Below are 22,095 nucleotides of genomic sequence, written 5' to 3'. Positions count from 1 at the left end.
TAATAATTTTAGAATGTACTTTTTATTTATCACATTTCATATTTGGTTTCAAAATTTCGGATTTTCACCTGTTGCATTACATAAAATGATTAAATTTGCCTTAATTGATACTATTTGGTTATGAGCAAAAAAAGTGTTGCCGTAGTTATGGGCGGATATTCTGATGAATACGTAGTTTCCCTGAAAAGCGGTCAATTAATTTATGATTCGTTGGACAGGAATCTGTATGATGTATATAAAGTAGTTGTTTTAAAGGATAAGTGGTATTTTCTGGATCAGAACGAAAAGGAATATCCGATCAATAAAGGAGACTTCTCTGTAACATTGGAAAATAATGAGCAATTGAAGTTTGATGTATGCTTTAATATCATTCACGGAACACCTGGTGAGAACGGCATACTTCAGGCCTACTGGGATGCTATAGGGCAAACTTATACGGGTTGTGATTTTTATCAGAGTGCCTTAACTTTTAATAAAAAGGACACTTTAGCAGTTCTGTCCAAATATGGTATCCCATCAGCAAAAAGTATTTATCTGAGAAAGGGTGAAAATATTAATGTTGATGAAATAGTAGACTATCTTGGTCTTCCCCTATTTGTAAAGCCTAACCAATCCGGTTCATCATTAGGAATTACTAAAGTAAAAGAAAAGTCCGAATTACTTCCGGCGACAGAAGTTGCATTTAAGGAAGATCATGAAATTTTAATAGAAAGCTTCCTGGATGGAATGGAAGTATCTGTAGGGGTAATTGATTTTAAAGGAGAGACAATTGTTTTGGGGATTACGGAAATTGTTCCTACCAATGAATTCTTCGATTATGAAGCCAAGTACGAAGGTGCTTCAGAAGAAATAACCCCTGCAAGAATTGACGAAGAAACAACAAAAAGAGTTGAAGAAATTTCAAAAAAGGCTTATGACTCTTTAGGAATGAGTGGTTTTTCACGCAGTGAATATATATTGATGAACGGCATTCCTTATATGCTCGAAATGAATACAAACCCGGGATTTTCTCCGGCAAGTATTCTCCCACAGCAGGCAAAACATTACGGTATATCCATAATGGATCTTTGTGGAAATGAAGTTGAAAAAGCATTAGCGAAAAAACCAAACTAATTATGAAAATTGCTGTTTTTCCGGGATCATTCGATCCTATTACTCTAGGTCACTATGACATTATAGAAAGAGCTGCTCCCCTTTTTGATAAATTAATTATTGCCATCGGACAGAATTCCCAAAAGAAATACATGTTCCCGCTTGAAAAAAGAATGGAATTCATCCAGAATTCTGTTGCAGAATTTCCCAACGTAGAGGTTGACTATTTTGAAGGCCTTACTGTTGATTATTGTTTTGAAAAAAATGCACAATACATAATCCGCGGATTAAGAAATCCTGCAGACTTTGAATTTGAAAAAGCAATTGCCCATACCAACCGAACTTTGGCCCATAAGAAGCTTGAAACCGTATTTTTATTAACTTCATCAGGAAAATCTTTTATCAGCAGCAGCATTGTAAGGGAAATCATCAACCACAACGGAGAGTATGAACTTCTGGTTCCTGAAGCGGTAAGAGTAGAGAATACAAAAAAATAAATAACGGTTGATCAGTGATAAATGGTAAAGGATTTGCTTATGGAAGAATCATCAATCTATTATCAGCTATCATTCAAAATATATGCACGAACAGTTCAATTTTGCCATAGAAGTATTGGGGACAATTTCCTTCTCGATGTCGGGAAGCTTTGCTGCTATGCAAAAACGACTTGATCCTTTTGGAGTTCTCATTATAGCTTTCGTAACTTCAGTGGGAGGAGGAACTGTTAGGGATCTGCTTCTGGATATTCCGGTATTCTGGATGCATGATTTGCTGACCTGCGCCGTTATTATTATGACCAGCATATTTACGATGGTCTTTAAATCTTTTGAAAAAAACTTTCAGGTTACCTTATTTATTTTTGATAGCCTGGGACTCGGCTTATTTACCATTATAGGTATCCAGAAAGGTTTAAATGCAGATATCCATCCTTTGATATGCATCGGGCTCGGAACTATTACAGGTTGTTTCGGAGGGATTATCCGGGATATTTTACTCAACAGGATACCTCTGATCTTCAGAAAAGAAATTTATGCTACAGCCTGTATTTTTGGCGGAGCTGCTTTTTTACTGATGACAAAATATTCTAACTTTTCCTACACTTTTATCCAGATTTTTACGATCCTTCTGATAGTGGTGATCCGTACACTGGCGGTAAAATACCACTGGCAGATGCCTAAGTTCTACGGATATGACCACAATTCGGAAATGTAGATCAGACAAAACAATATAAAAAGGCAGAAAGTAAACTTTCTGCCTTTATTTTTTATGATAAGGAATCAATTATCTTATTTTCCCTCCTCTTTGTCTCATATTAGGGTTATGCATATGTTTCTGCATTGTGGGCATCTTCAACTGATCTTTCATCATTTTGATCTGATCTGTCATCATTCCTGCACTATCCAATCTTTTAGCTTCTTCCAATAATTTCTGCCCTTCCTGTTTTCTTCCTTTAGAAATGGCAGAAGCAGCAAGATTTAAAGTAGCCATTGCTCTGTCATGTTTCATATTTAAACCGTACTCAAGTGCTTTCCTCATTAAAGGCTCAACTTTGGTAGGATGTTCCTGAGCCAGAGTTAATCCCTGCAGATAATGGAAATAACCATATTGAGATTTATGAAGCTGTGTCTGATAGTTCCTGATATGGTCTAAATAAGTTACAGCTTTTTCCATATTCTGTTTTCTCAATTGCCAGAAAGCCAAAAGGATATATTCATTTTTAAAGAAAAGAAAGATCGGTAAAGCTGAAAGAAGAAAGATTACAATTCCCCAACCTAAATTTCTTGTGAAAATCATCATGGCAAGTCCACCCAATATAAGAAGAGCTGCGATTACAATTTTTATGTATTTATTCATTATTCAATTTTAGAAGTGCAAAGATAAAAAATTTAGAGGTTAGAAGCTAGAACTTAGCCGTCAGAATTCTAATCCTGTTTACTTTTAATCCTCTCAAACGTCTGAAAACAGAAATCATACGGGTTCTTTTCATCCTTTTCATGGCAAATTTCATTTGTTTTTGCCCAGATTTTCCCATCTATTTTTGGAAAAAAGGTATCCGCTTCAAGATCTGCTTTTACTAAAGTTACTTCAAGCTTGTCCACAACATCCATCGTCTGTTCATATATGTTTCCTCCGCCTATTATAAAGATCTCCTCATCAATTTTCTTGGCAAATTTTACAGCCTCCTTAATACTGCCCACGATCAGGATTCCTTCTTCAAACCAATCTTTTTTTCTTGAAATAACAATATTGGTACGGTTAGGAAGTGGCTTCCCGATGCTTTCATAGGTTTTTCTTCCCATGATTACCGGATGTCCGGAAGTTATATCTTTAAAATGTTTTAAATCTTTCGGAAGATGCCAGAGTAACTGATTATTAAAACCAATTTCATTTTTCTCCCCCATTGCTACCACAATTGTTGTCATTCAAATAATTTTCCACAAAATTAGCACATAATTTGTATATTTGATTAGCACAAAAAATTTAAAAAAATAAACTATGAAAAATAAAGGCTGTTTGAGCGCCGGAACTATTGGCATTGCTCTCCTTATCATTGTTGCCGTAATCTTCTTCTGGGGAAAAAGCGGATATAATAATTTCGTAACAAAAGAACAGAATGTTGACAGCAAATGGTCTAATGTAGAGACTGTTTATCAGAAAAGAGCCAACCTGATTCCTAACCTCGAAAGAACGGTAAAATCATATTCTAAATTTGAACAGGAAACTTTAACCAAAGTAATAGAGGCCCGTTCGAAAGCAACCTCTATAAATATTGATCCTACCAATATGACAGAAGCTGACCTTGCGAAGTTTCAGGCTGCACAGGGAGAATTATCAGGAGCTTTAAGCAGATTAATGGCTGTGGTAGAATCATATCCTAATTTAAAGGCTGATCAGCAGTACATCAATTTCCAAAGAGAATACACCGCAATTGAAAACAGTATCAGATCTGAAACGGTTTATTTCAATGATGCTGCGAAAGATTATAACACTACGATAAAAACTTTCCCAAATAATATTTTGGCGAATTTTACAAACTTTAAAGAAAAACCTTATTTCAAAGCAGAAGCCGGAGCTAATAAAGCACCAGAAGTTTTCTCTGAATAATGAGCAATTTCCTGACAAATCAACAAATAGCTTCCCTGGTGGAAGCTATTCAGTCTGCGGAAGAGAATTCTACAGGTGAGATCAGAGTGCATATAGATTCCCATACGGAAACCCAGCATGCCCAAACAGCGCTGGAAGTTTTTAAAAAGCTTGGTATGCACAAAACCACGCATAGAAATGCAGTACTTTTCCATGTTAATTTTGAACAAAAATATCTTACCATTATTGGTGATACGGGAATTCATGAAAAAGTACATCAGTATTTCTGGGACCACCTGCATGACTATATAACTTCTGAATTTGCCAAAGGAAATTATTACAAGGCTTTGAAGAGTGCCATTCTGGAGACTGGTATTGAATTAAAAAAATATTTTCCTGTAGAAGGAGAAAATCCCAATGAACTCCCCAATGAAATTACGTTCTCTTAAATCAGTATTTTCATTTCTATTGATCTGCTTTTACACTTTTGTATCAGCACAATATACCATTCCTAAAAAACCAGCTGTTTTATATCCTGTATATGATGAAGCTAACCTGCTTTCACAACAGGAAAAAGATGATCTTAATAATAAGCTGATCAAATTCGCAGATTCGACATCTACAGAAATTGAGGTGATTATTATTCCAAGCACAAAAGGAGAAGATGTCAATTTTCTGGCAACTATGTTTGGTGAAAAATGGGGAATCGGAAAGAAAGGGGTAGATAATGGAATTGTTTTTCTTATAGCAACTCAGGACAGGACGATGTCTATACAGCAGGGAAGAGCAGTAGAACAATACCTTACAGCCTCAGTTTCCGGACAAATACTGGATTATATTGTAACTCCTAATTTCAGGCAAGGATTGTGGTATGAAGGTATAAACCGCGGTACTTCAGCCATTATGGAAGCCGTTCAGGGGAAATTTAAGCCTGTAAATGAACCGGCAACAGGGGAAGGAAATGGAAAGGCATTGAGAGTTCTTATCATTGCTTTCGTCATATTTATTATTCTGGCTATTCTGTTCGGGAACCGAGGTGGTGGTGGCGGAAATAATGATGATGACGATGTAATCCTGAACAGAAGAGGACGCAGAAATTATCCTGGCGGATTCTTCCCTTTCCCGGGCAGCTTCGGCGGTGGAGGCTTTGGTGGCGGAAGTTCCGGAGGAGGTGGATTTGGCGGCTTCGGAGGAGGTGGAAGTTTTGGCGGAGGAGGTGCATCCGGAGGGTGGTAACATATACATTAACAAAATATAAAATCAGCCATATAATGACTGATTTTTTTTATTTAAAACACTAAAATAAGAACATTTTATTGCTTTATTTTAATAAAAAATTTAAGTTTTTGTATTAATAAATTAACAAAACCTCTTAAAAACTATCGTTTTTCTATTAATTTTTTAATATATTTACTGAAAACAGGATTATGAAAAAGACATTGGTGGTTTTTGCACATCCTTATCTGGAACATTCAAACTCGAATGTAGAGCTTATCAATTTCTATGTTCGTCATCAGCATTTCACGCTTCGTGATCTTTATGAAGATTATCCGGATTTTCACATTGCTGCCTTTAGAGAAAGAAAACGGCTGAAAAATTATGACCGTTTTATTTTTCAGTTTCCGATTATCTGGTTTGGAATGCCTCCTTTGTTGAGATTATGGATTGATGAGGTTTTTGATCGCGACTGGCTTAAAGAAGGGGAATATAATCCCCTTGAAGGCAAAGAGGTATACATTCTGGTCACAACAGGAGGGAAAGAACGGTCTTTTACCAAAACAGGAACATATCAATACACGATTGACGAGCTGATCAGTGGATTAATTGTTTCTTTAAATGTTTTTAAAGCCAATATCAAAAATATTAAAATCGTTTATGAAGCCAATAAGCTTACGAAAAAGGAAATTATTCTTCATAAAAAAGAGTTTATGGAACTATTGAATCAATGAAATAATATATGGAATCTTCTTTAGCAATTAACACGTTACTTTTTCTGGGTGTAGCCATTATTATGGTTCCACTTGCCAGGAAATTTGGGTTAAGCTCCGTCATTGGATATATTGCAGGAGGAATTATTATTGGCCCTTACGTACTTAAGCTCACAGGCAAGAATGTCAATGACATCATGCATGCGAGTGAGTTTGGCGTAATCATGCTTTTATTTTTAGTAGGATTAGAACTGGAACCCAGGAAGTTCTGGGAAATGCGGAAAAAGATTATAGGATTGGGATTAACCCAAATGGTTCTCACCATCTCCCTGCTCGTTCTGGTTTTCATCAGTGTTGGATGGAGAGCAGACCAGGCTACTGCTGTAGCAATGTGTTTCGCTTTGTCATCTACTGCTATTGTATTGCAGACCTTACAGGAAAAGAACAACCTCAAAACAACAGCAGGAGAAGCATCTTTCTCCACTTTATTATTTCAGGATATTGCTGTAATTCCCATTCTTGCCATACTGCCTGTAATAGCACATTATAAACCAAGAAACCATAACAATGAAATACAGGTGATTATTCAGAAACTTCCTGAGTGGCTACAGGCTGCAACGGTACTTTTTGGAGTAGCAATCCTTATTCTGTTGGGAAGGTATGTATTTGTTCCTTTCTTAAGATATGTTTCGAAATCCGGAATGACCGAATTGTTAACAGCCTCTTCCCTATTTCTTGTTATCGGAGTTGCCGAACTTATGGTTGCCATTGGTCTGTCTCCGGCATTGGGTGCTTTCCTTGCAGGTGTCATGCTTGCAAACAGTGAATTCAGACATGAACTGGAAGCACAGATCGACCCTTTTAAAGGTTTATTGCTCGCGGTTTTCTTTGTCAGTGTAGGATCAACTATGAATTTCAATATCATCCAGGATGATCCTTTATTTATATTCAGTACTGTTTTTGCAGTTTTGATCGTAAAGTTTATAGTTCTCTATGCTATCGGAAAATTCTTTAAAATAGACACCCCTCAAAGTCTGTTTTATGCGTTTGCCCTTTCTCAAGTCGGAGAGTTTGCTTTTGTCCTTATAAATTATGCATCTGATCTTTACCTACTAGGTCCTGAATTAAATGACCAACTTATGGCAGTAACAGCCATTACAATGTGTATTACTCCTTTTCTTCTGATTGTAAATGACAAATTTTTCACACCTAAATTTATCAAAGAAGAACCGGATACTGATCACGATTTTGATATTCTGGGGAGCGATGTTGCACAAAAGAAAATTATTATTGTTGGGTTCGGCCACTTTGGAAGTACGGTAGGACGGCTTTTAAAAGCCAATAAGATTTCAGCAACTGTTTTGGACAGAGATTCTGATCGGGTAAAATTGTTGCGTAGCTATGGTTTTAAGGTCTATTATGGTGATGCCACCCGTATTCCGATTTTACGTGCGGCAGGAATTGAAGATGCCGAGATACTGGTCCTTTGCCTTGATGATCCTAATGATAATATGTTTATTGCTGATCTTGTCCGTGAGCATTATCCCGATGTGAAAATTTTTGTAAGAGCTAAAAACAGAATTGACGCATACAGCTATCTCAATAAAGGTGTTGATAAAATTTACAGAGAAACATTGGGCACAGCTGTAGACATGGCTATAGACGTTCTTCATGAAACAGGCATGAGAAAATATGCTGCCAGACGTCTCGGACAGAGATTTATGGCCATAGATAAAGCATCTATCAGAAGGCTGGCAAAAATAAAAGAAGAAGATGAACTGCTTCTGTTTACGACAAAAGAACTCCTCCAAAGAGAGGAGGAGTTATTGGCATTTGATAATCTTAGTTTCGATAATAAAGATTGGGAAGGTGCCTCATCCGTTGAAGAAGAAGAGGATTCTGAAGATTAATATCTAGTGTATATTAACGCTTCCTCCACTACTTTCTTCTTTATTTACAGAAGTTACATTTCCTTTTTTGTGAACATCGATACTTCCGCCTGAAGATGCATTAGCATCTATTTTGGATGTAGCGCTTATCTCTACGCTTGCTCCGCTGGAAGCTTCTGCTTTTACATTTTCTGCAAGAACCTGCTCTGCAGATACGCTGCTTCCTGAAGAGGATGTAATATTTGCATTTTTAGATTTCCCCGTTAATGAGATGCTTGCAGCTGAAGAAGCATCAATTTCTAAGTCAACAGCCCAGATTTTTCCTTCAAAACTACTGCTGCTACCCGCTGAAATTTCAAAATTATTCGCTTCCAGATCTCCGGTAACACTTCCCGCGCTGGAAATTTCTATATCCGTTTTCTCCTGGGTAAATTTATCTTTAACTGTGATTTTTCCGGCAGAATTTGCGTCAAGCTTGGTAAAGTCCTTGGCATAAATTTTAGCGGTAACATTATTTTGATTCATCACTCTGATTCCCGGTTTATAATGGATATGAAGTTTCCCACCCCTATTATCTACAAGGATTTCATCAATAAGATTCTCTGGTGCAGAGATCACTACTCTTTCAGTTTCAGATTTTATAATCTCAGCATCAATAGCCTGAGAAACCTCAATTTCATCGAACTCGCCTTTAAATTCTTTCTCTCTGATAGGGCCGCTTCCTTTGTCCACTACCTTTGAAACCCAATCACTTTTTTCCTTGTTTTTCCTGTCATATTTTTCATTACATGCAGACACTGCTATTAAAGTTGAAAAAATAAAAAGAGTCGTCGTTTTCATATGTATTAATTTTTTAATTTAAGTTTTAGTATTCTTTTATATTAATAACAACTAAAGTATAAAAAATATTACAACTGTTTAGTTAATTACATTCCTAAAACTGACCAAAGGTAAAATCTTATATTTTTGATTTAAATTCTGCGACCATGTTATTTTCAGGAAAGACTTTACCGGAAAGCAGCTATTATAGTTTAGTTTTTAATATCTTTATGCTTCAATAATAAGTAATTTTATGAAAAATATTTCATCGGTATTATTAATTTCTGCCTTGGCATTTAACTACTCTTGTACTACAATGAAAAAAACCGATACTCAACAGGAAGTTCCTGTACCAGATTCTTCTCTTTCTTCAAATCCATTTATGAAAAAAAGTAAGCTTCAGTACGAGGCTCCGGAATTTGATAAAATTAAGAATGAAGATTTTAAACCTGCTTTTGATTTTGGATTAAAACAGCATGATGCTGAAATTGTTAAAATTGCAAACAATCCGGCAACACCTACTTTTGAAAATACAATTGTCGCTTTGGAGAAAAGCGGGGAGGTATTAAAAAGAGCGCTGATTGTATTTTCGAATTTAACAAGCGCAAATACGAATCCCACATTACAATCACTGGATGAAGAATACGCCCCGGTTTTTGCAGCACACTCTGATAAAATGTATCTTAATGACAATCTTTACAAAAGAATACAATCTATTAAAGAGGATGGTTTAGATTCTGAAAGTAAGAGATTATTACAATATTATAAGCAGAATTTTGAGATCGCTGGTGCTAATCTTTCTGCGGCGGATAAAGAAAAATTAAAACAGGTAAACCAGGAACTGGCCTCGCTTTCCACTCAATACTCCAATAAATTACTGGAAGCAAGAAAGCAGGGAGGTGTTTTCTTCTCGGACGCAAAGGAACTTGATGGCCTTTCTGCTGATGAAATTGAAGCAGCAGCAGCGGATGCAAAAACAGCAGGACAACCCGGCAAGTATTTATTAGCATTACAAAATACAACACAACAACCGCTATTACAGAATCTTAAAAACAGAGCTACCCGTGAAAAACTATTCAAGGCTTCATGGTTGAGAGCTGAAAAAGGAGATGCCAATGACACAAGGGAAACTATTGAAAAACTAGCTAAACTAAGACTTAAAAAAGCCCAGATCCTTGGTAAAAAAAGCTTTGCAGAATGGAAACTCCAGGATCAGATGGCTAAAACGCCGGAAGCAGCTACTAAACTGATGAATCAGATTGCAACTCCAGCAGTAGAAACTGCAAGACGTGAAGCAAAAGATATCCAGGACCTTATCGATCAGCAAAAAGGAGGCTTTAAAGTAGAGCCTTGGGATTGGAATTTCTATGCAGAACAGGTAAGAAAAGCAAAATTTGATCTGGATGAAAATCAAATCAAACCTTATTTTGAAGTAACCACAGTTTTAGAAAAAGGAGTTTTTTATGCTGCCGAAAAGTTCTATGGGCTTACGTTCAAAAAAAGAACTGACCTTCCAACCTATCATCCTGATGTGGTAACATATGAGGTTTTTGACCACGACGGAAAATCAATTGCTATTTATTATCTTGATTTTTACACAAGAGATTCTAAAAACGGAGGTGCATGGATGAGTAACTTTGTTGAACAATCTTACCTTTTAGGAACAAAACCTGTGATTGTAAATTGCTACAATTACCAGAAACCGGCACCCGGTAAACCTTCATTGATCAGTTATGATGATGTTTCTACCATGTTCCATGAATTCGGACATTCAATACACGGAATGTTTGCAAGCCAGAAGTATCCTTCTCTTTCCGGGACTAATGTCCCTAGAGATTTTGTAGAATTCCCTTCACAGATTAATGAACATTGGGCTCTGGATCCTGTTATTCTGAAAAACTATGCCCTTCATTATGAAACTAAGCAACCTATCCCACAAGCATTGGTTGATAAGATCAAAAAAGCGGGAACTTTTAATCAGGGGTACATGACTACCGAATTGGTTTCGGCAGCAGAACTGGATATGGATTGGCACACAGTAACAAATGAAAGTCAGCTTATTCCTGTTCTGGAGTTTGAAAAACAATCCCTTGCCAAGCATGGATTTAATCTGGCTACTGTTCCACCGAGATATCATACACCTTATTTTGCGCACATCTGGGGCGGTGGATATTCAGCGGGATATTATGCTTATTTATGGTCTGAAACATTAGATAATGATGCCTGGGAATGGATCAAAAATAATGGCGGCTTAACAAGAGAAAATGGAGACCGTTTCAGGAAATACATTCTTTCTGTAGGAAACTCTGTAGACCTGAACCAGGCATTCAGAGATTTTACAGGACATGATCCGGATATAAAACCTTTATTGAGAAACAGAGGGTTTATTAAATAATAATTGAAAAGCATTCATTAATTTGAATGCTTTTTATTTGTAAAATACATAATGTGAAATTTGTGGTATTATGATAAAAAATCATGATTTTTGTATTTTAAAAAATTGAAAAATGAATTGTCCATGTTGTTCGGGTAAATTATACGCTGAATGTTGCAAACCCTATCACACCGGAGAGAAGCATGCTCCAACTGCCGAAGCATTAATGCGCTCCAGATTTTCGGCTTTTGCAATCCCAAATGGTGAATATCTTATGGAAACTACTCTACCCGGAAAACGTAAATACCACAATAAAAAAGATCTGCAGGAATGGGGAGAGATTAATGAATGGGTACAACTTGAAATTATCCGGACACCTGCTTTGAACCATGTGGAATTTAAAGCCCACTACATTGATCAGGATGGAAATCCACAAGTTCATCATGAATTTTCTGTTTTCCAGAAAATGCACGATCGATGGTACTATGTTTCCGGAGAATTTTTAGATTAAAATACTTAGCTGAACTGATTATAAAAAAAATGTCCGAAAAATCGGACATTTTTATTTTTTAGTGAACATCTGTTCCGTCGATCCCATGAGAATGGCCATGTGATAACTCTTCTTCCGTAGCTGGACGTGTATTTAAAATTTCCACTTGAAAATCTAATACTTTTCCAGCCATAGGGTGGTTAAGATCTGCAATTACAACATCTGGAGTAACTTCTACTACCAATGCCTGAAAATTATTCCCTTGATTATCGGACAAAGGTAAAATAGCTCCTACAGGAGGTACACCGGATTCTTTAAACATGTCAATCGGTAATTGTGCAATGGCATCCGGTTGTCTTTCACCATAAGCTTCTTCAGGAAGAATAGTAAAGGATACTTTATCACCAGCTTTCAAACCAAGGATATTTTGTTCAAATTTTGGAATCATCATTCCTACACCATGTAAAAATGTAAGTGGGTTTTCTGCTGTTGTTTCTTCTACAAGAATTTTACTTCCGTCTTCTTCGATAGTGTGAAGTATATAACTTACAGCTACAACATGATTGTTTTCGATTGTCATATTTTTATCTTTTTTTCGTGAGTCCTTTCACGATTAACAGCACAAATATACTACTTTTGATTTACAGAAAAAGTACTGAGAAAATCTTCAATCCATATTGAGTTTTTCTAGTTTTTATTCCTTGTCTGATCCTTTTTTTTCTGCCTCAATACAAAGAGATACAGACTTTCAACTTTAGCCCTTGCCCAGTCCGTTTTTCTTAAAAACTTCAGAGAAGAGCTGATACTCGGATTATCCGTAAAACATTTGATGTTAATTTGTTCTCCAAGCTTCTCAAATCCGTTATAATATTCCACAAGTTCTTCAAGAATTGTATCCAGTCTTTTTCCGTGTAGCGGGTCTTTGGATTGTTCCATCTTTTTTTTACAAAAGTACTAATAATACTGTGAGATTTTGAAAGAGGATTCCTGACCTACCTTTTATATGGATCATTAATTCGGAGAAATAATTTACAATAGAAATAATTTTGTAATCAGCCCCCTCTACTAAAAAAAGTAAGATCAACCTGTTCAAATTATAGAATTCCTCTCTAAATTTCTCTTTCCCTTTTTTGTTTCTTACATTTGAGATATGAAAATTCTGCATACTGCCGACTGGCATTTAGGAAAACGTCTGGATCGGTTTTCACGTCTGGAAGAACAAGTTCAGGTAATGGATGAGATTGTTCAGATAGCCGATGCCCAAAAAGTAGATCTCATAATTGTTGCCGGAGATCTTTTTGACAATTTTAACCCAAGTGTTGAAGCAGTCGAGTTGTTTTACAAAACTTTAAAACGTTTATCATTAAATGGAAAGCGCCCGGTCGTTGCGATCTCTGGAAATCATGATTCTCCGAATTTAATTGATGCACCGGATCCACTTGCAAGAGAATGTGGAATTATTTTAATAGGTCATCCAAAGGCTAAAGTAACTCCCTTTGAATTAGAAAATTTTAAAATTTCAAATTCAGCCGAAGGATTGATTGAATTACACCTAAAGGACATAAGCTTTCCTGTTCGGATCATGCATACTCCCTATGCCAATGAGATCCGGTTAAAAGAATATTTTGGTGAAAATAAAGAGGAAGAACTTAATAAGATTTTAGCGGAAAGCTGGAAAAAGCTCGCAGAAGAATTTTGCGATGAGAATGGTGTTAATATTTTATCCGCTCATTTATACATAAATAAAAGAGGTGCAGAACTTCTGGAAGAGCCCGAAGGTGAGAAACCCATTAAAATTGGTGCCGCGGACCTCATCTATTCAGATATTATTCCTGACCAGATTCAATATACGGCCTTAGGACATCTACACAATTTTCAAAATATCGGAACAAAAGAAAAACCTGTTGTTTATTCTTCTTCACCTTTATGCTATAGTTTTAATGAAGCAGGGCAAACAAAATATGTAAATATCATCGAAGCAGAACCGGGTAAAGAGGTTTCTTATGAAAGAATCGCTTTAAAAACCGGCAAGCCATTGGTAAGAAAGGTTTTTGATTCTGTCGAAAAGACGGTTTCATGGTTGCTTGAAAATCCCGATATGCTGATCGAATTAACCCTGGAAAGCGATACTTTTTTAAAGGCGGAGGACAGAAAACGTATTTACCAATCTCATCAAGGGATCATCCACTTAATCCCTAAAGTAAAAAATCAGGATTTTAGTGAAAGCCAACCGCACGAAATTAATCTCAATCAGGATATACAAACTTTATTCAAAGATTATTTCAGGTCTAAAAATGCTGGCCAGGAAGCTAATGAAGAACTAATGAACCTGTTTAACGAAATCTTAAATTCCCAGTCATGATTCCAATTCAACTAACAATAGAAGGACTCTATTCCTATCAGGAGCGTCAGACCATTAATTTTGCCAACCTTACGGAAGCCGGGTTGTTTGGAATTTTTGGTTCGGTGGGTTCCGGAAAATCATCGATACTGGAAGCTATTTCTTTTGCTCTGTATGGAGAAACAGAACGATTGAATATGCGGGATAAGCGAGCTTACAATATGATGAATCTCAAATCCAACAGTTCTTATATAGCATTCGATTTCGTCAACCATGAAAATAAGTTATTTCGTGTAACCAGGGATTTTAAAAGAAATTCAAAAAAATTTGAAGATGTAAAACCCTCTTCAGTTACTTTTTATGAAAACAAAGATGAAAAATGGATCCCGCTCGATCATTCTGATGCAGAAAAAGTTATCGGATTAAGCTATTCCAATTTTAAAAGAACCATCATTATCCCTCAGGGCCAGTTTAAAGAGTTCCTTGAATTAGGTGCTGCAGACAGAACCAATATGATGAAAGAGATTTTCAATCTTCAAAGGTTTGACCTGCAAAACAATGTTTCGAATTTAAATGCCAAAAACAGGTCCGAACTAGATCAGCTTCAGGGTGAATTGAAAGGATTTGAGGAAATTGATGAGGAACACATACGTTTACAAAAAGAAAATCTTAAAACAGAACAACAAAAATTCAGTGACGTAAAAAAAGAGCACCTGCAAGTTTCTGAAAAATATCAACAGCTAAAAATTTTAAAAACAGACTTCGAAAACTTACGTCAAAAAAAAGAAGAGTTTGAAAAGATTTCAACTGAGAAAGCAAAAATTGATGAGCTGGAAAAGAAAACAGATCTTTATGATACAACCTTTCGTATTTTCGACCCTTTATTGAATGAAAAGAAGAAGCTTTCCGGTGAAATTTCTGAGAGACAAAAGGAGTTGGAAATCCGGACAAAGTCTGTTGAAGAAACGGAAAAAAGCTTTAACCTTATCAAAGAAAAGCTTGTTGCTCTTCAACCTCAATTTGATGCTTTAGATCAATCAAAAATCCAGGAAAATGATCTTGGCCTGATCTTACAGATGCTACAATTTTCCGAAGAAATTAAGACACTTCGGGAAAGAACACAAAAGGGTGCTGAAAAAGTTCTCGAAGTTGAGGAGAAACAAAAGCTTGGACAGTCAGCAATTAATACCCTTACTAAAGAAGCTGATAGACTGAAGCCTCAAAAGATCGAGGCTAATGTATTAGTCAGCGTCGGAAATTGGTTTGTCCAGAACAGAAACCTGAGAGAGCTGCAACAGAAACAAAGCCAAAAACTGATGGATCAACAGGATTTGATCTCTAAGATCCTTAATGATCTGATAGTTTACAAAATTGATACTGAAAATTTCAGAGAAGATTTCAAACTCAAAACAGAAAATTTAGAAAATAAAAAGAAAAATCTGCAGCAAAAACTGGATCACCTGAAGATTCAGAAAGAATTATCCCGTTTTGCAACAAAGCTCCATGATGAGGAGAACTGCCCTCTTTGCGGCTCTCTGGAACATCCTCATATTATCGAATTTCATTATGTAGATACTGAGCTTAATGAAGTTCAGGAAGAAATTCAATTAAATGATCATGCTATTTCCAAAATCCAAAAAGAAATAGCAGAAATTGAAAAGATTCTGGATAGAAAAAAGATCTTTGAAGATCAGCTGAAGGCGGAACAGGAATCTTTCGATCTGCTTCAAAAGGAAAGTCAACTCCATGTTCAAAGATTCATATGGAACGAATTTAGTGCTGATGGTGAAACTGATTTCGAATTTAAACGGCAACAATCCTTTGCCATAGAAAAGCAAATTGAAGAAATTAACCAGAAGATCTTACACGAAAGGACAACCTTTGAAAAAGAGCAGGAAATCCTTGAAAAATATAAAAAAGCTTTAGATGAATTCAAACTAGAAGAGGCGAAGAAGGAGGAGCAGATCAGAACGAACCAATCCAATCTGAAGAGCCTGGACTGGGATGACTATCGGGATAAATCTCATTCAGAAGTTATGAAGCTTCATCAAAAATTAATTGAATCCAATCTGACAGTTGAAAAAGAATATCAAGCCTTAATCAACCGGGAAAAAGAAATCGTCCCCAAACTCGCGGAAGAAAAAGCGATTGCGAGCCAATTAAACATCCGAATTTCTGAATTAACAAAAGAAACATCCTTAAATGAAGAGGCATTACAAGTTGCTTTACAGCAACAAGGCTTTGGTTTGCTTACCGACGTCCAAAATATTTTGATGATCGAAATTGATGTTCATAAAACAAGGACTCAAATCCAACAATTCCGTATTCAGTTTGAAACATTAAAAAACGGTATACAGGAGCTGGAGATCAAGCTGAAGGATTTTTCTTATGATCAGGAGATGTTTGAAGCTGCCGAGAAACAATTGAAAGACATTGAACTGCAATTAAAGGAAGCTAATGATTCTGTTGTAAAAGTAACTTCCGAAATTGAAAGACTGGAAAAAGAATATAAGAAAAAGGAGGCATTACTTAAAAACCTGAGTGAACTCCAAAAGCGGTCCGATAATCTAAAAATAATGACCAATCTGTTTAAAGGAGCCGGATTTGTTCAATATGTTTCCTCCATCTATCTTAGACAGCTTTGTGATCATGCCAATGTAAGGTTCCACAGAATGACCAGAAATCAACTAAGCTTGCAGCTTAATGACAACAATGATTTTGAAATTATTGATTATTTAAACGAGGGTAAATCGAGAAGTGTAAAAACTTTATCCGGGGGACAGGCTTTTCAGGTATCTCTGAGCCTGGCACTGGCATTGGCGGAAAGTGTACAGGCTACTACAAAAGCTGATAAAAATTTCTTTTTTATAGATGAAGGTTTTGGAACCCAGGATCTGGAATCTGTAAATATTGTTTTTGAAACACTGATGGGACTGCAAAAGGAAAACAGGATTGTTGGAATTATCTCGCATGTTGAAGAGCTTAAAGAAAAAATTCCGGTATCACTTAGTATTGTTAAAGACGAGGAACGTGGAAGTTTGATAGAAATGCTTTAAAATATAGGTTTATTGAGTCCTTTTGCAGTACATTTGACTTTTGAAATATTATGGAGAAACTTCCCGTGACTTTTTATCCCAGCAAGCTTAAGCAAAGTATACTTTTGATCATTAGTTTACTGTTTGTAATTATGGGCTTTTATATTGTTACCACCAATCTTTGGATTGGGCTTGCTAATATTATCTTTTTCGGGCTTTGTGTAATTGTGAATGTCATCATGCTTATTCCTAATTCTTCTTATTTAAGGGTTGACCGAAAGGGTTTTGAGATGAGATCATTATTCAGGTCGACTTTCATCCCCTGGCATGTTATTAATGGCTTTTCCACTAAAAGAATTTTCATTAACAATATGGTAATGATTGATTTTGATTCTGAGTACATAGATATTTCCAAACTAAAATCGAGGACAGGAGCTTTTCCGGATACTTACGGAATGTCTGCCGGAAAGCTGGCAGAAATTATGAATGACTACAAAACAAATTCCGTGAATTCCTAGACTAAAAAATAAAAACTCCATTGAAAATTCAATGGAGTTTCTTTTTATAATAGCTTGACCTTCGGAAGTACTTCCTTACCAAACAATTCTATTGATTTCATCATCACGTTATGCTCCGGATCCCCAACATCCATATGTCCCACAAATCTGGTGATACCAAAAATCTCCTTCATATAAGCAATCTTATCATATACCTCATCCGAGCTTCCAATAAATAAAGCTCCTTCTTTGCTTCTCCCACCATCATATTGTGCTTTGGTATAGGGAGCCCATCCTCTCGATGCCCCTATTCTGTCCATCTGCGATTTGTAAGTATTAAAATAGCCATCAATAACCTTTTGGTCATCGCTCACAAAAGTATGAGAGTGAATAGCAATCTGCATCTGGGAAACATCATGTCCTGCTTTTTGATATTCCTGCTTGTAAAATTCCACGAGATTTTTAAACTGTATCGGCATTCCTCCAATAATAGCCACAATCAATGGCATTCCTAATTTTGCTGCGCTTAGAACCGATTGCGGAGTTCCTCCCACGGCTCTCCATATAGGAAGCTTTCCTCCATTCTTTGCCCTTGGATATACAGTCTGATTGTGCATAGGTGCACGAAGCTCTCCGGACCACGTAACATTCTCTTCAGAATTGATTTTTAATAACAATTCCAATTTCTCATCGAAAAGTTGATCATAGTCATTAAGAGAATATCCATAAAGAGGAAAAGATTCTATAAAACTTCCTCTTCCGACAAATATTTCAGCCCTACCGTCAGAGATCAGATCCAATGTTGAAAAATCTTCATACACTTTTACAGGTTCTGATGAACTTAAAACAGTAACACCACTAGCCAATTTAATATTTTTTGTAATACTTGCCGCTGCTGCCAGAACCATTTCCGGAGATGATACTGCATAATCCGGGCGGTGATGCTCTCCCATGGCGAAAACATCAATTCCTACCTCATCCATTAGTTTTACCTGCTCAAGAATTTCTCTGATCTTTACTCCTGCATCTTTATATTTTCCTGTTGTCTGGTCAAAAGCTAAGTCGCCAAACATTCCAATTCCTAATTCCATATTGTATTTTTTTATATACATCAAAATTACAGGAATCAAAAATCAAAAACATTGATCAATGGTAAGATCGAAAAGCAGAGAAAATAAATTAAACTGATTTTTTAAGTTTCAGAAACTGCTTTTCAAAAAGATGATAAGAGAGATAGGCCAGAAATATGGTGAAAAGAAGTGCCGATATTATTACTGTATAATTACTTAGATCATATCTTTTCCCGATTCTATCGAATAAGACCAGGCAAATTGTATGTATAAGATAAAGACCATACGTATACTTTCCAAGCCTTCCAAAAATAGAACGGTCGGAGATTTTAAATACATTCCTGTCTCCCAATGTAAATAAAATGAGTACAGAGAATAATATCCCAAAAATGATAATTCCTATCTGAATATGTTTAAAGAAAATAATATCGGGAAGCAGTGCTATGGCAAGAATAACTATAAAAAAATAAAGATATTTATATATTGAAGGAATCATGCTCAATTTTCTGATGATATCCTTTTTAAAAACAAACAGATAGGCAGGAATAGCACCAAAAGCAAAATAACTGATGTTGGTAAATATATCCAGTGAACTGATACCTAATATGTGATAAATAATCCTTGATACAAAAGAAATGAAGATGCAAACTGCAATAAGCTTCGGAATATTTTTTAAAGAAATAAAATACATAATGCATCCCCAAATGATATAAAAATGCTCTTCTACACAAAGAGACCAGATCACCGGCAACGGAGAAACATTGGCAAGAATCCCCGTAGACATCATTTTGTAATTTTCAAGAAATGTAATCGTAAGGAGCCAATTGGGTTCATATCCCTTATTTGAAAAAGGCAGGTGAAAAAAATTAATGATATATGGTGTACAAAAAGCAAATATGACCATTGCATAATATAATGGCCATATCCTTAAGATTCTTCTTTTAAAAAATTTTTTAAGTGGAATTGTCTGATTATTTAATTTTTCAAGTATCAAAATGTACGTAATCAAAAAACCACTTAATACAAAGAAAAAAGAAACTCCTACTTCTCCTCTCGAAAAATACCGTAAAATACTACCCTCCGGAACAGGAGCATGCTGTATAAAGACCAGCAAAAAAGATAGAAACCTTAGTGAATCGAAAGTATGAAAATGAATCCTCTTACCTTTTTCAAAGTTCATTCTACTGTAATAAGTGGTTTTTAGTATGTTGATTTGATTACTTTTTCAGGTTCTGATCAAAATAATCGGTAATCTTTTGCATCAAATGTACTCTGTCTTTTCCTATTACATTATGAGGATGACCAGGATATACAAAGTAATCAAGTTGAACCCCGTTATCTACCGCAGATTTAATAAATTTAATAGAATGCTGCCAAACTACCACATCATCTTGTGCTCCATGGATCATAAGAAGTTTACCTTTCAGATTCTGGACTTTGTCCAAGAGGTTTGCTTTTGCATATCCATCCGGATTTTCCTGCGGAGTATCCATATATCTTTCACCATACATAATTTCATACATCTTCCAATCGATAACAGGCCCACCTGCAACTCCTACTTTAAATACGTCAGGCTGACGAAGCATAAAGCTTGTAGTCATAAATCCACCAAAGCTCCATCCATGTATCCCCATTCTTTCCGCATCTACATAAGGCAGGGACTTCAGATAATTAACTCCTTTCATCTGATCATTCATTTCAGTAGTCCCCAGATTTCTGAACACGGCCTGCTCAAATTTTAATCCCCGGTTTGAAGATCCCCTTCCATCCATAGTAAAAATAATATATCCGTTTTGTGCCATATATTCATACCAAAGATTTCCTGAAGCCGGGAAAGAATTGGTAATCAGCTGTAGGTGTGGACCATTATATAAATAAACAATCACCGGATATTTTTTATTGGGATCAAAGTTCGTCGGAAGAATAATCTTTCCGTATAAAGGAGTTCCGTCATCCGCTTTCAAATTCACATTTTTGATTTCAGGGCGCTGATAGTTCTTTAATGTATTTTCAGAGGTGAAAACATTATTGTATTTTAAAGTGGCTGTATTAATGATATTACCGACTCTGGGTGTATTGGCATTGGTATAGACATCAAATAAATAGTTTCCATCACTGCTCAGGACTCCTGTATGCATTCCTTCCGCACCATCCAGTCTCTGCATTTTAAAATTTGTCCAGTTGATCTTATACAAATGTCTTTCAAGAGGGGTTTCTTTTGTTGAAACAAAAAAGATTTCCTTTTTCTTTTCATTAAAGCCCAATATATCCGTAACCAACCAATCTCCTTTTGTAATCTGGGCGATCAACCCTTTTTCCAAGTTGAAATGAAATAAATGATTGTATCCTGTTCGTTGACTTTGCCAGATAAAATCAGTGTTGGATTTAGGAAAAAACACAAGCGGATGCTGAGGTTCCACATATTTATCATTTGTTTCTTCAAATAATGTTTTTACAAGATTTCCGCTTTCGGCATCATACTGATTCATTTTCATATGATTCTGTCCCCGGTTCAGCACAGCCACAAAAATATATTTAGAATCCGGGCTCCAGGTAACCGCTGTTAAGTACTGATCTTTTTCTCCGTCAATTTTTAAAAAAGTTGTAGACTGATTTTTGATATTATAAACACCAAGACTTACCTGATGAGAGGTATTCCCAGCCATAGGATATTTTATATTATGATTCACCGCAGGAGTTACAGACCAATCGATAACGGGATAATCTGCAACCATGGTCTGATCCATTCTGTAAAAAGCTACAGATTCTGAATTAGGGGCTGGAAAAATTCCTGTATCAATACCAAATTCATTTCTGTGAACGGCCTGACCGTTAATGATATTTTCATCAGCATCATTGGTTACGGCAACAGATTTTCCGTTTCTGTTAATATAAAGATTATTCTTTACGGTGTAAGCCGCGGTCTGATTATCCCCAAAAACCTTTACATTGGCAGCATTTTCATTCAATGCCGAAGTCTTTTTTACCTTCCAGTCGTTTCCGGATTTTTCCACCCAGAACATTTGGTCATTGGCATTAAAATATGCATTGGTATTATTGATAAACTTAATCTGTGGAACCGCGTTCAGCTTATTTGAAGAGAATTGTTTGTTTAGCTGATTCAATGAAATAAGGGTATCCTGCTTATTGTTTTTTAAATCTGTAATTAAATACCCACCTTTTACAGCCTGAATATACGATTTGCCATCTTCAGACCATGAAAATTGAGAAATATTTTTAACTGCCAGATTTGTTCTTAGCCCATTTACAGCCTCCGCCATTGTAAATTTTTGGGTCTGAGCATATAAAGAACTGCCCAAAACCACCATCAGTAAAGTAAACTTATGTAATTTCATTATATAAAATTGAATCCATCAAAAATAAGAAATAAAAGTCAGCCGTTAAGAAATGTTAAATTAAAAACATTCATAAAATGATATAATCATGTTAAGTGAATAATTTCTTACCTTAATATG

21 protein-coding genes are annotated in these 22,095 nt (G+C 35.9%); 13 read left to right on the top strand and 8 right to left on the bottom strand.

The features are described from left to right. Positions 1 to 120: 120 nt before the first annotated feature. The 3 genes from ACNFU2_RS17375 (at position 121) to ACNFU2_RS17365 (ending at position 2,304) form a co-directional block, all read left to right on the top strand. Positions 121 to 1,113 carry a D-alanine--D-alanine ligase gene (locus tag ACNFU2_RS17375; RefSeq protein WP_418122449.1) on the top strand — a complete coding sequence of 331 codons (993 nt, stop codon included), beginning with the start codon at positions 121 to 123 and terminating at the stop codon, positions 1,111 to 1,113. 2 nt (positions 1,114 to 1,115) lie between these two features. Beyond that, positions 1,116 to 1,589: a pantetheine-phosphate adenylyltransferase gene (gene coaD, locus ACNFU2_RS17370; RefSeq protein WP_273650680.1), complete on the top strand. Its 474-nt coding sequence runs from the start codon at positions 1,116 to 1,118 to the stop codon at positions 1,587 to 1,589. A gap of 82 nt (positions 1,590 to 1,671) precedes the next feature. Further along, on the top strand, positions 1,672 to 2,304 hold the full coding sequence (locus tag ACNFU2_RS17365; protein WP_273650679.1) for a trimeric intracellular cation channel family protein: 633 nt from the start codon (positions 1,672 to 1,674) through the stop codon (positions 2,302 to 2,304). 69 nt (positions 2,305 to 2,373) lie between these two features. Here the strand turns inward: ACNFU2_RS17365 and ACNFU2_RS17360 are convergent, their stop codons facing one another. Both ACNFU2_RS17360 and ACNFU2_RS17355 read right to left on the bottom strand, forming a co-directional pair. Beyond that, the gene (locus tag ACNFU2_RS17360; RefSeq protein ID WP_172283595.1) at positions 2,374 to 2,946 is read right to left on the bottom strand and encodes a tetratricopeptide repeat protein; all 573 of its coding nucleotides are present in this window, start codon (positions 2,944 to 2,946) and stop codon (positions 2,374 to 2,376) included. Positions 2,947 to 3,014: 68 nt separating this feature from the next. Then, complete coding sequence (locus ACNFU2_RS17355; protein WP_273650678.1) at positions 3,015 to 3,515, bottom strand: dihydrofolate reductase; 501 nt, start codon at positions 3,513 to 3,515, stop codon at positions 3,015 to 3,017. A gap of 73 nt (positions 3,516 to 3,588) precedes the next feature. Here ACNFU2_RS17355 and ACNFU2_RS17350 point away from each other — a divergent pair, with 73 nt between their 5' ends. The 5 genes from ACNFU2_RS17350 (at position 3,589) to ACNFU2_RS17330 (ending at position 8,014) form a co-directional block, all read left to right on the top strand. Further along, positions 3,589 to 4,197, top strand: a complete 609-nt coding sequence (locus ACNFU2_RS17350) for a LemA family protein (RefSeq protein WP_172283591.1) — start codon at positions 3,589 to 3,591, stop codon at positions 4,195 to 4,197. Beyond that, positions 4,197 to 4,625 (top strand): TPM domain-containing protein, encoded by a 429-nt coding sequence (locus ACNFU2_RS17345; protein ID WP_194304275.1) that lies wholly within the window; start codon positions 4,197 to 4,199, stop codon positions 4,623 to 4,625. The genes ACNFU2_RS17350 and ACNFU2_RS17345 overlap by 1 nt, the downstream gene beginning before the upstream one ends. Then, positions 4,606 to 5,412 carry a TPM domain-containing protein gene (locus ACNFU2_RS17340; RefSeq protein ID WP_306614570.1) on the top strand — a complete coding sequence of 269 codons (807 nt, stop codon included), beginning with the start codon at positions 4,606 to 4,608 and terminating at the stop codon, positions 5,410 to 5,412. The genes ACNFU2_RS17345 and ACNFU2_RS17340 overlap by 20 nt, the downstream gene beginning before the upstream one ends. A gap of 191 nt (positions 5,413 to 5,603) precedes the next feature. Then, entirely contained in the window at positions 5,604 to 6,125 is a 522-nt protein-coding gene (locus tag ACNFU2_RS17335) for an NAD(P)H-dependent oxidoreductase (RefSeq protein WP_172283587.1), read from the top strand. Positions 6,126 to 6,133: 8 nt separating this feature from the next. Next, on the top strand, positions 6,134 to 8,014 hold the full coding sequence (locus ACNFU2_RS17330; RefSeq protein WP_273650676.1) for a monovalent cation:proton antiporter-2 (CPA2) family protein: 1,881 nt from the start codon (positions 6,134 to 6,136) through the stop codon (positions 8,012 to 8,014). Between the two features lie 3 nt (positions 8,015 to 8,017). Here ACNFU2_RS17330 and ACNFU2_RS17325 read toward each other — a convergent pair whose 3' ends face one another. After that, entirely contained in the window at positions 8,018 to 8,833 is an 816-nt protein-coding gene (locus tag ACNFU2_RS17325; protein ID WP_418122444.1) for a head GIN domain-containing protein, read from the bottom strand. A 232-nt stretch (positions 8,834 to 9,065) separates the two neighbouring features. On the opposite strand from ACNFU2_RS17325, the gene ACNFU2_RS17320 reads away from it, so the two are divergent. Together ACNFU2_RS17320 and ACNFU2_RS17315 are read left to right on the top strand one after the other, a co-directional pair. Continuing rightward, positions 9,066 to 11,207, top strand: coding sequence for a M3 family metallopeptidase (locus ACNFU2_RS17320; RefSeq protein ID WP_306614575.1), 2,142 nt, complete (start codon positions 9,066 to 9,068; stop codon positions 11,205 to 11,207). Between the two features lie 112 nt (positions 11,208 to 11,319). Beyond that, a complete protein-coding gene (locus ACNFU2_RS17315; protein WP_273650674.1) occupies positions 11,320 to 11,697 on the top strand; it encodes a YchJ family protein in 378 nt (125 codons plus the stop codon). Positions 11,698 to 11,755: 58 nt separating this feature from the next. On the opposite strand, the gene ACNFU2_RS17310 is transcribed toward ACNFU2_RS17315, so the two are convergent. Continuing rightward, positions 11,756 to 12,256 (bottom strand): FKBP-type peptidyl-prolyl cis-trans isomerase, encoded by a 501-nt coding sequence (locus ACNFU2_RS17310; protein ID WP_172283566.1) that lies wholly within the window; start codon positions 12,254 to 12,256, stop codon positions 11,756 to 11,758. A gap of 107 nt (positions 12,257 to 12,363) precedes the next feature. Then, positions 12,364 to 12,612: a VF530 family protein gene (locus ACNFU2_RS17305; RefSeq protein ID WP_306614578.1), complete on the bottom strand. Its 249-nt coding sequence runs from the start codon at positions 12,610 to 12,612 to the stop codon at positions 12,364 to 12,366. Between the two features lie 214 nt (positions 12,613 to 12,826). On the opposite strand from ACNFU2_RS17305, the gene ACNFU2_RS17300 reads away from it, so the two are divergent. Genes ACNFU2_RS17300 through ACNFU2_RS17290 form a run of 3 tightly spaced genes read left to right on the top strand, consistent with a single transcriptional unit; the run spans position 12,827 to position 17,570 of the window. Further along, positions 12,827 to 14,038: a metallophosphoesterase family protein gene (locus ACNFU2_RS17300; RefSeq protein WP_273650672.1), complete on the top strand. Its 1,212-nt coding sequence runs from the start codon at positions 12,827 to 12,829 to the stop codon at positions 14,036 to 14,038. Further along, positions 14,035 to 17,073 (top strand): SMC family ATPase, encoded by a 3,039-nt coding sequence (locus ACNFU2_RS17295; RefSeq protein WP_418122441.1) that lies wholly within the window; start codon positions 14,035 to 14,037, stop codon positions 17,071 to 17,073. Before ACNFU2_RS17300 ends, ACNFU2_RS17295 begins: the two co-directional genes overlap by 4 nt. A gap of 50 nt (positions 17,074 to 17,123) precedes the next feature. After that, positions 17,124 to 17,570 carry an STM3941 family protein gene (locus ACNFU2_RS17290; RefSeq protein ID WP_172283556.1) on the top strand — a complete coding sequence of 149 codons (447 nt, stop codon included), beginning with the start codon at positions 17,124 to 17,126 and terminating at the stop codon, positions 17,568 to 17,570. A 44-nt stretch (positions 17,571 to 17,614) separates the two neighbouring features. Here the strand turns inward: ACNFU2_RS17290 and ACNFU2_RS17285 are convergent, their stop codons facing one another. The 3 genes from ACNFU2_RS17285 to ACNFU2_RS17275 form a co-directional block, all read right to left on the bottom strand. Then, complete coding sequence (locus ACNFU2_RS17285) at positions 17,615 to 18,640, bottom strand: LLM class flavin-dependent oxidoreductase (RefSeq protein ID WP_273650670.1); 1,026 nt, start codon at positions 18,638 to 18,640, stop codon at positions 17,615 to 17,617. 88 nt (positions 18,641 to 18,728) lie between these two features. Next, positions 18,729 to 19,799 carry an acyltransferase family protein gene (locus ACNFU2_RS17280; RefSeq protein ID WP_273650669.1) on the bottom strand — a complete coding sequence of 357 codons (1,071 nt, stop codon included), beginning with the start codon at positions 19,797 to 19,799 and terminating at the stop codon, positions 18,729 to 18,731. Between the two features lie 37 nt (positions 19,800 to 19,836). Next, positions 19,837 to 21,975, bottom strand: a complete 2,139-nt coding sequence (locus tag ACNFU2_RS17275) for a DPP IV N-terminal domain-containing protein (protein WP_418122438.1) — start codon at positions 21,973 to 21,975, stop codon at positions 19,837 to 19,839. Between the last annotated feature and the right edge of the window lie 120 nt (positions 21,976 to 22,095).

Origin of the sequence: Chryseobacterium sp. PTM-20240506, assembly GCF_048296755.1 — a bacterium.
Taxonomy (GTDB): domain Bacteria; phylum Bacteroidota; class Bacteroidia; order Flavobacteriales; family Weeksellaceae; genus Chryseobacterium; species Chryseobacterium proteolyticum.
Note: the sequence above shows the minus strand (reverse complement) of the source record. Positions and strands in the feature narration are given on the sequence as shown.

Excerpts from the sequence above, each read along its gene's own strand:
- ACNFU2_RS17300 (WP_273650672.1), top strand. The coding sequence starts at position 12,827 with ATGAAAATTCTGCATACTGCCGACTGGCATTTAGGAAAACGTCTGGAT.
- ACNFU2_RS17345 (WP_194304275.1), top strand. The coding sequence starts at position 4,197 with ATGAGCAATTTCCTGACAAATCAACAAATAGCTTCCCTGGTGGAAGCT.
- ACNFU2_RS17305 (WP_306614578.1), bottom strand. The coding sequence starts at position 12,612 with ATGGAACAATCCAAAGACCCGCTACACGGAAAAAGACTGGATACAATT.
- ACNFU2_RS17280 (WP_273650669.1), bottom strand. The coding sequence starts at position 19,799 with ATGAACTTTGAAAAAGGTAAGAGGATTCATTTTCATACTTTCGATTCA.
- ACNFU2_RS17350 (WP_172283591.1), top strand. The coding sequence starts at position 3,589 with ATGAAAAATAAAGGCTGTTTGAGCGCCGGAACTATTGGCATTGCTCTC.
- ACNFU2_RS17290 (WP_172283556.1), top strand. The coding sequence starts at position 17,124 with ATGGAGAAACTTCCCGTGACTTTTTATCCCAGCAAGCTTAAGCAAAGT.
- ACNFU2_RS17295 (WP_418122441.1), top strand. The coding sequence starts at position 14,035 with ATGATTCCAATTCAACTAACAATAGAAGGACTCTATTCCTATCAGGAG.
- ACNFU2_RS17330 (WP_273650676.1), top strand. The coding sequence starts at position 6,134 with ATGGAATCTTCTTTAGCAATTAACACGTTACTTTTTCTGGGTGTAGCC.
- ACNFU2_RS17320 (WP_306614575.1), top strand. The coding sequence starts at position 9,066 with ATGAAAAATATTTCATCGGTATTATTAATTTCTGCCTTGGCATTTAAC.
- coaD (WP_273650680.1), top strand. The coding sequence starts at position 1,116 with ATGAAAATTGCTGTTTTTCCGGGATCATTCGATCCTATTACTCTAGGT.
- ACNFU2_RS17325 (WP_418122444.1), bottom strand. The coding sequence starts at position 8,833 with ATGAAAACGACGACTCTTTTTATTTTTTCAACTTTAATAGCAGTGTCT.
- ACNFU2_RS17355 (WP_273650678.1), bottom strand. The coding sequence starts at position 3,515 with ATGACAACAATTGTGGTAGCAATGGGGGAGAAAAATGAAATTGGTTTT.
- ACNFU2_RS17360 (WP_172283595.1), bottom strand. The coding sequence starts at position 2,946 with ATGAATAAATACATAAAAATTGTAATCGCAGCTCTTCTTATATTGGGT.
- ACNFU2_RS17285 (WP_273650670.1), bottom strand. The coding sequence starts at position 18,640 with ATGGAATTAGGAATTGGAATGTTTGGCGACTTAGCTTTTGACCAGACA.
- ACNFU2_RS17375 (WP_418122449.1), top strand. The coding sequence starts at position 121 with ATGAGCAAAAAAAGTGTTGCCGTAGTTATGGGCGGATATTCTGATGAA.
- ACNFU2_RS17365 (WP_273650679.1), top strand. The coding sequence starts at position 1,672 with ATGCACGAACAGTTCAATTTTGCCATAGAAGTATTGGGGACAATTTCC.
- ACNFU2_RS17310 (WP_172283566.1), bottom strand. The coding sequence starts at position 12,256 with ATGACAATCGAAAACAATCATGTTGTAGCTGTAAGTTATATACTTCAC.
- ACNFU2_RS17315 (WP_273650674.1), top strand. The coding sequence starts at position 11,320 with ATGAATTGTCCATGTTGTTCGGGTAAATTATACGCTGAATGTTGCAAA.
- ACNFU2_RS17340 (WP_306614570.1), top strand. The coding sequence starts at position 4,606 with ATGAAATTACGTTCTCTTAAATCAGTATTTTCATTTCTATTGATCTGC.
- ACNFU2_RS17335 (WP_172283587.1), top strand. The coding sequence starts at position 5,604 with ATGAAAAAGACATTGGTGGTTTTTGCACATCCTTATCTGGAACATTCA.
- ACNFU2_RS17275 (WP_418122438.1), bottom strand. The coding sequence starts at position 21,975 with ATGAAATTACATAAGTTTACTTTACTGATGGTGGTTTTGGGCAGTTCT.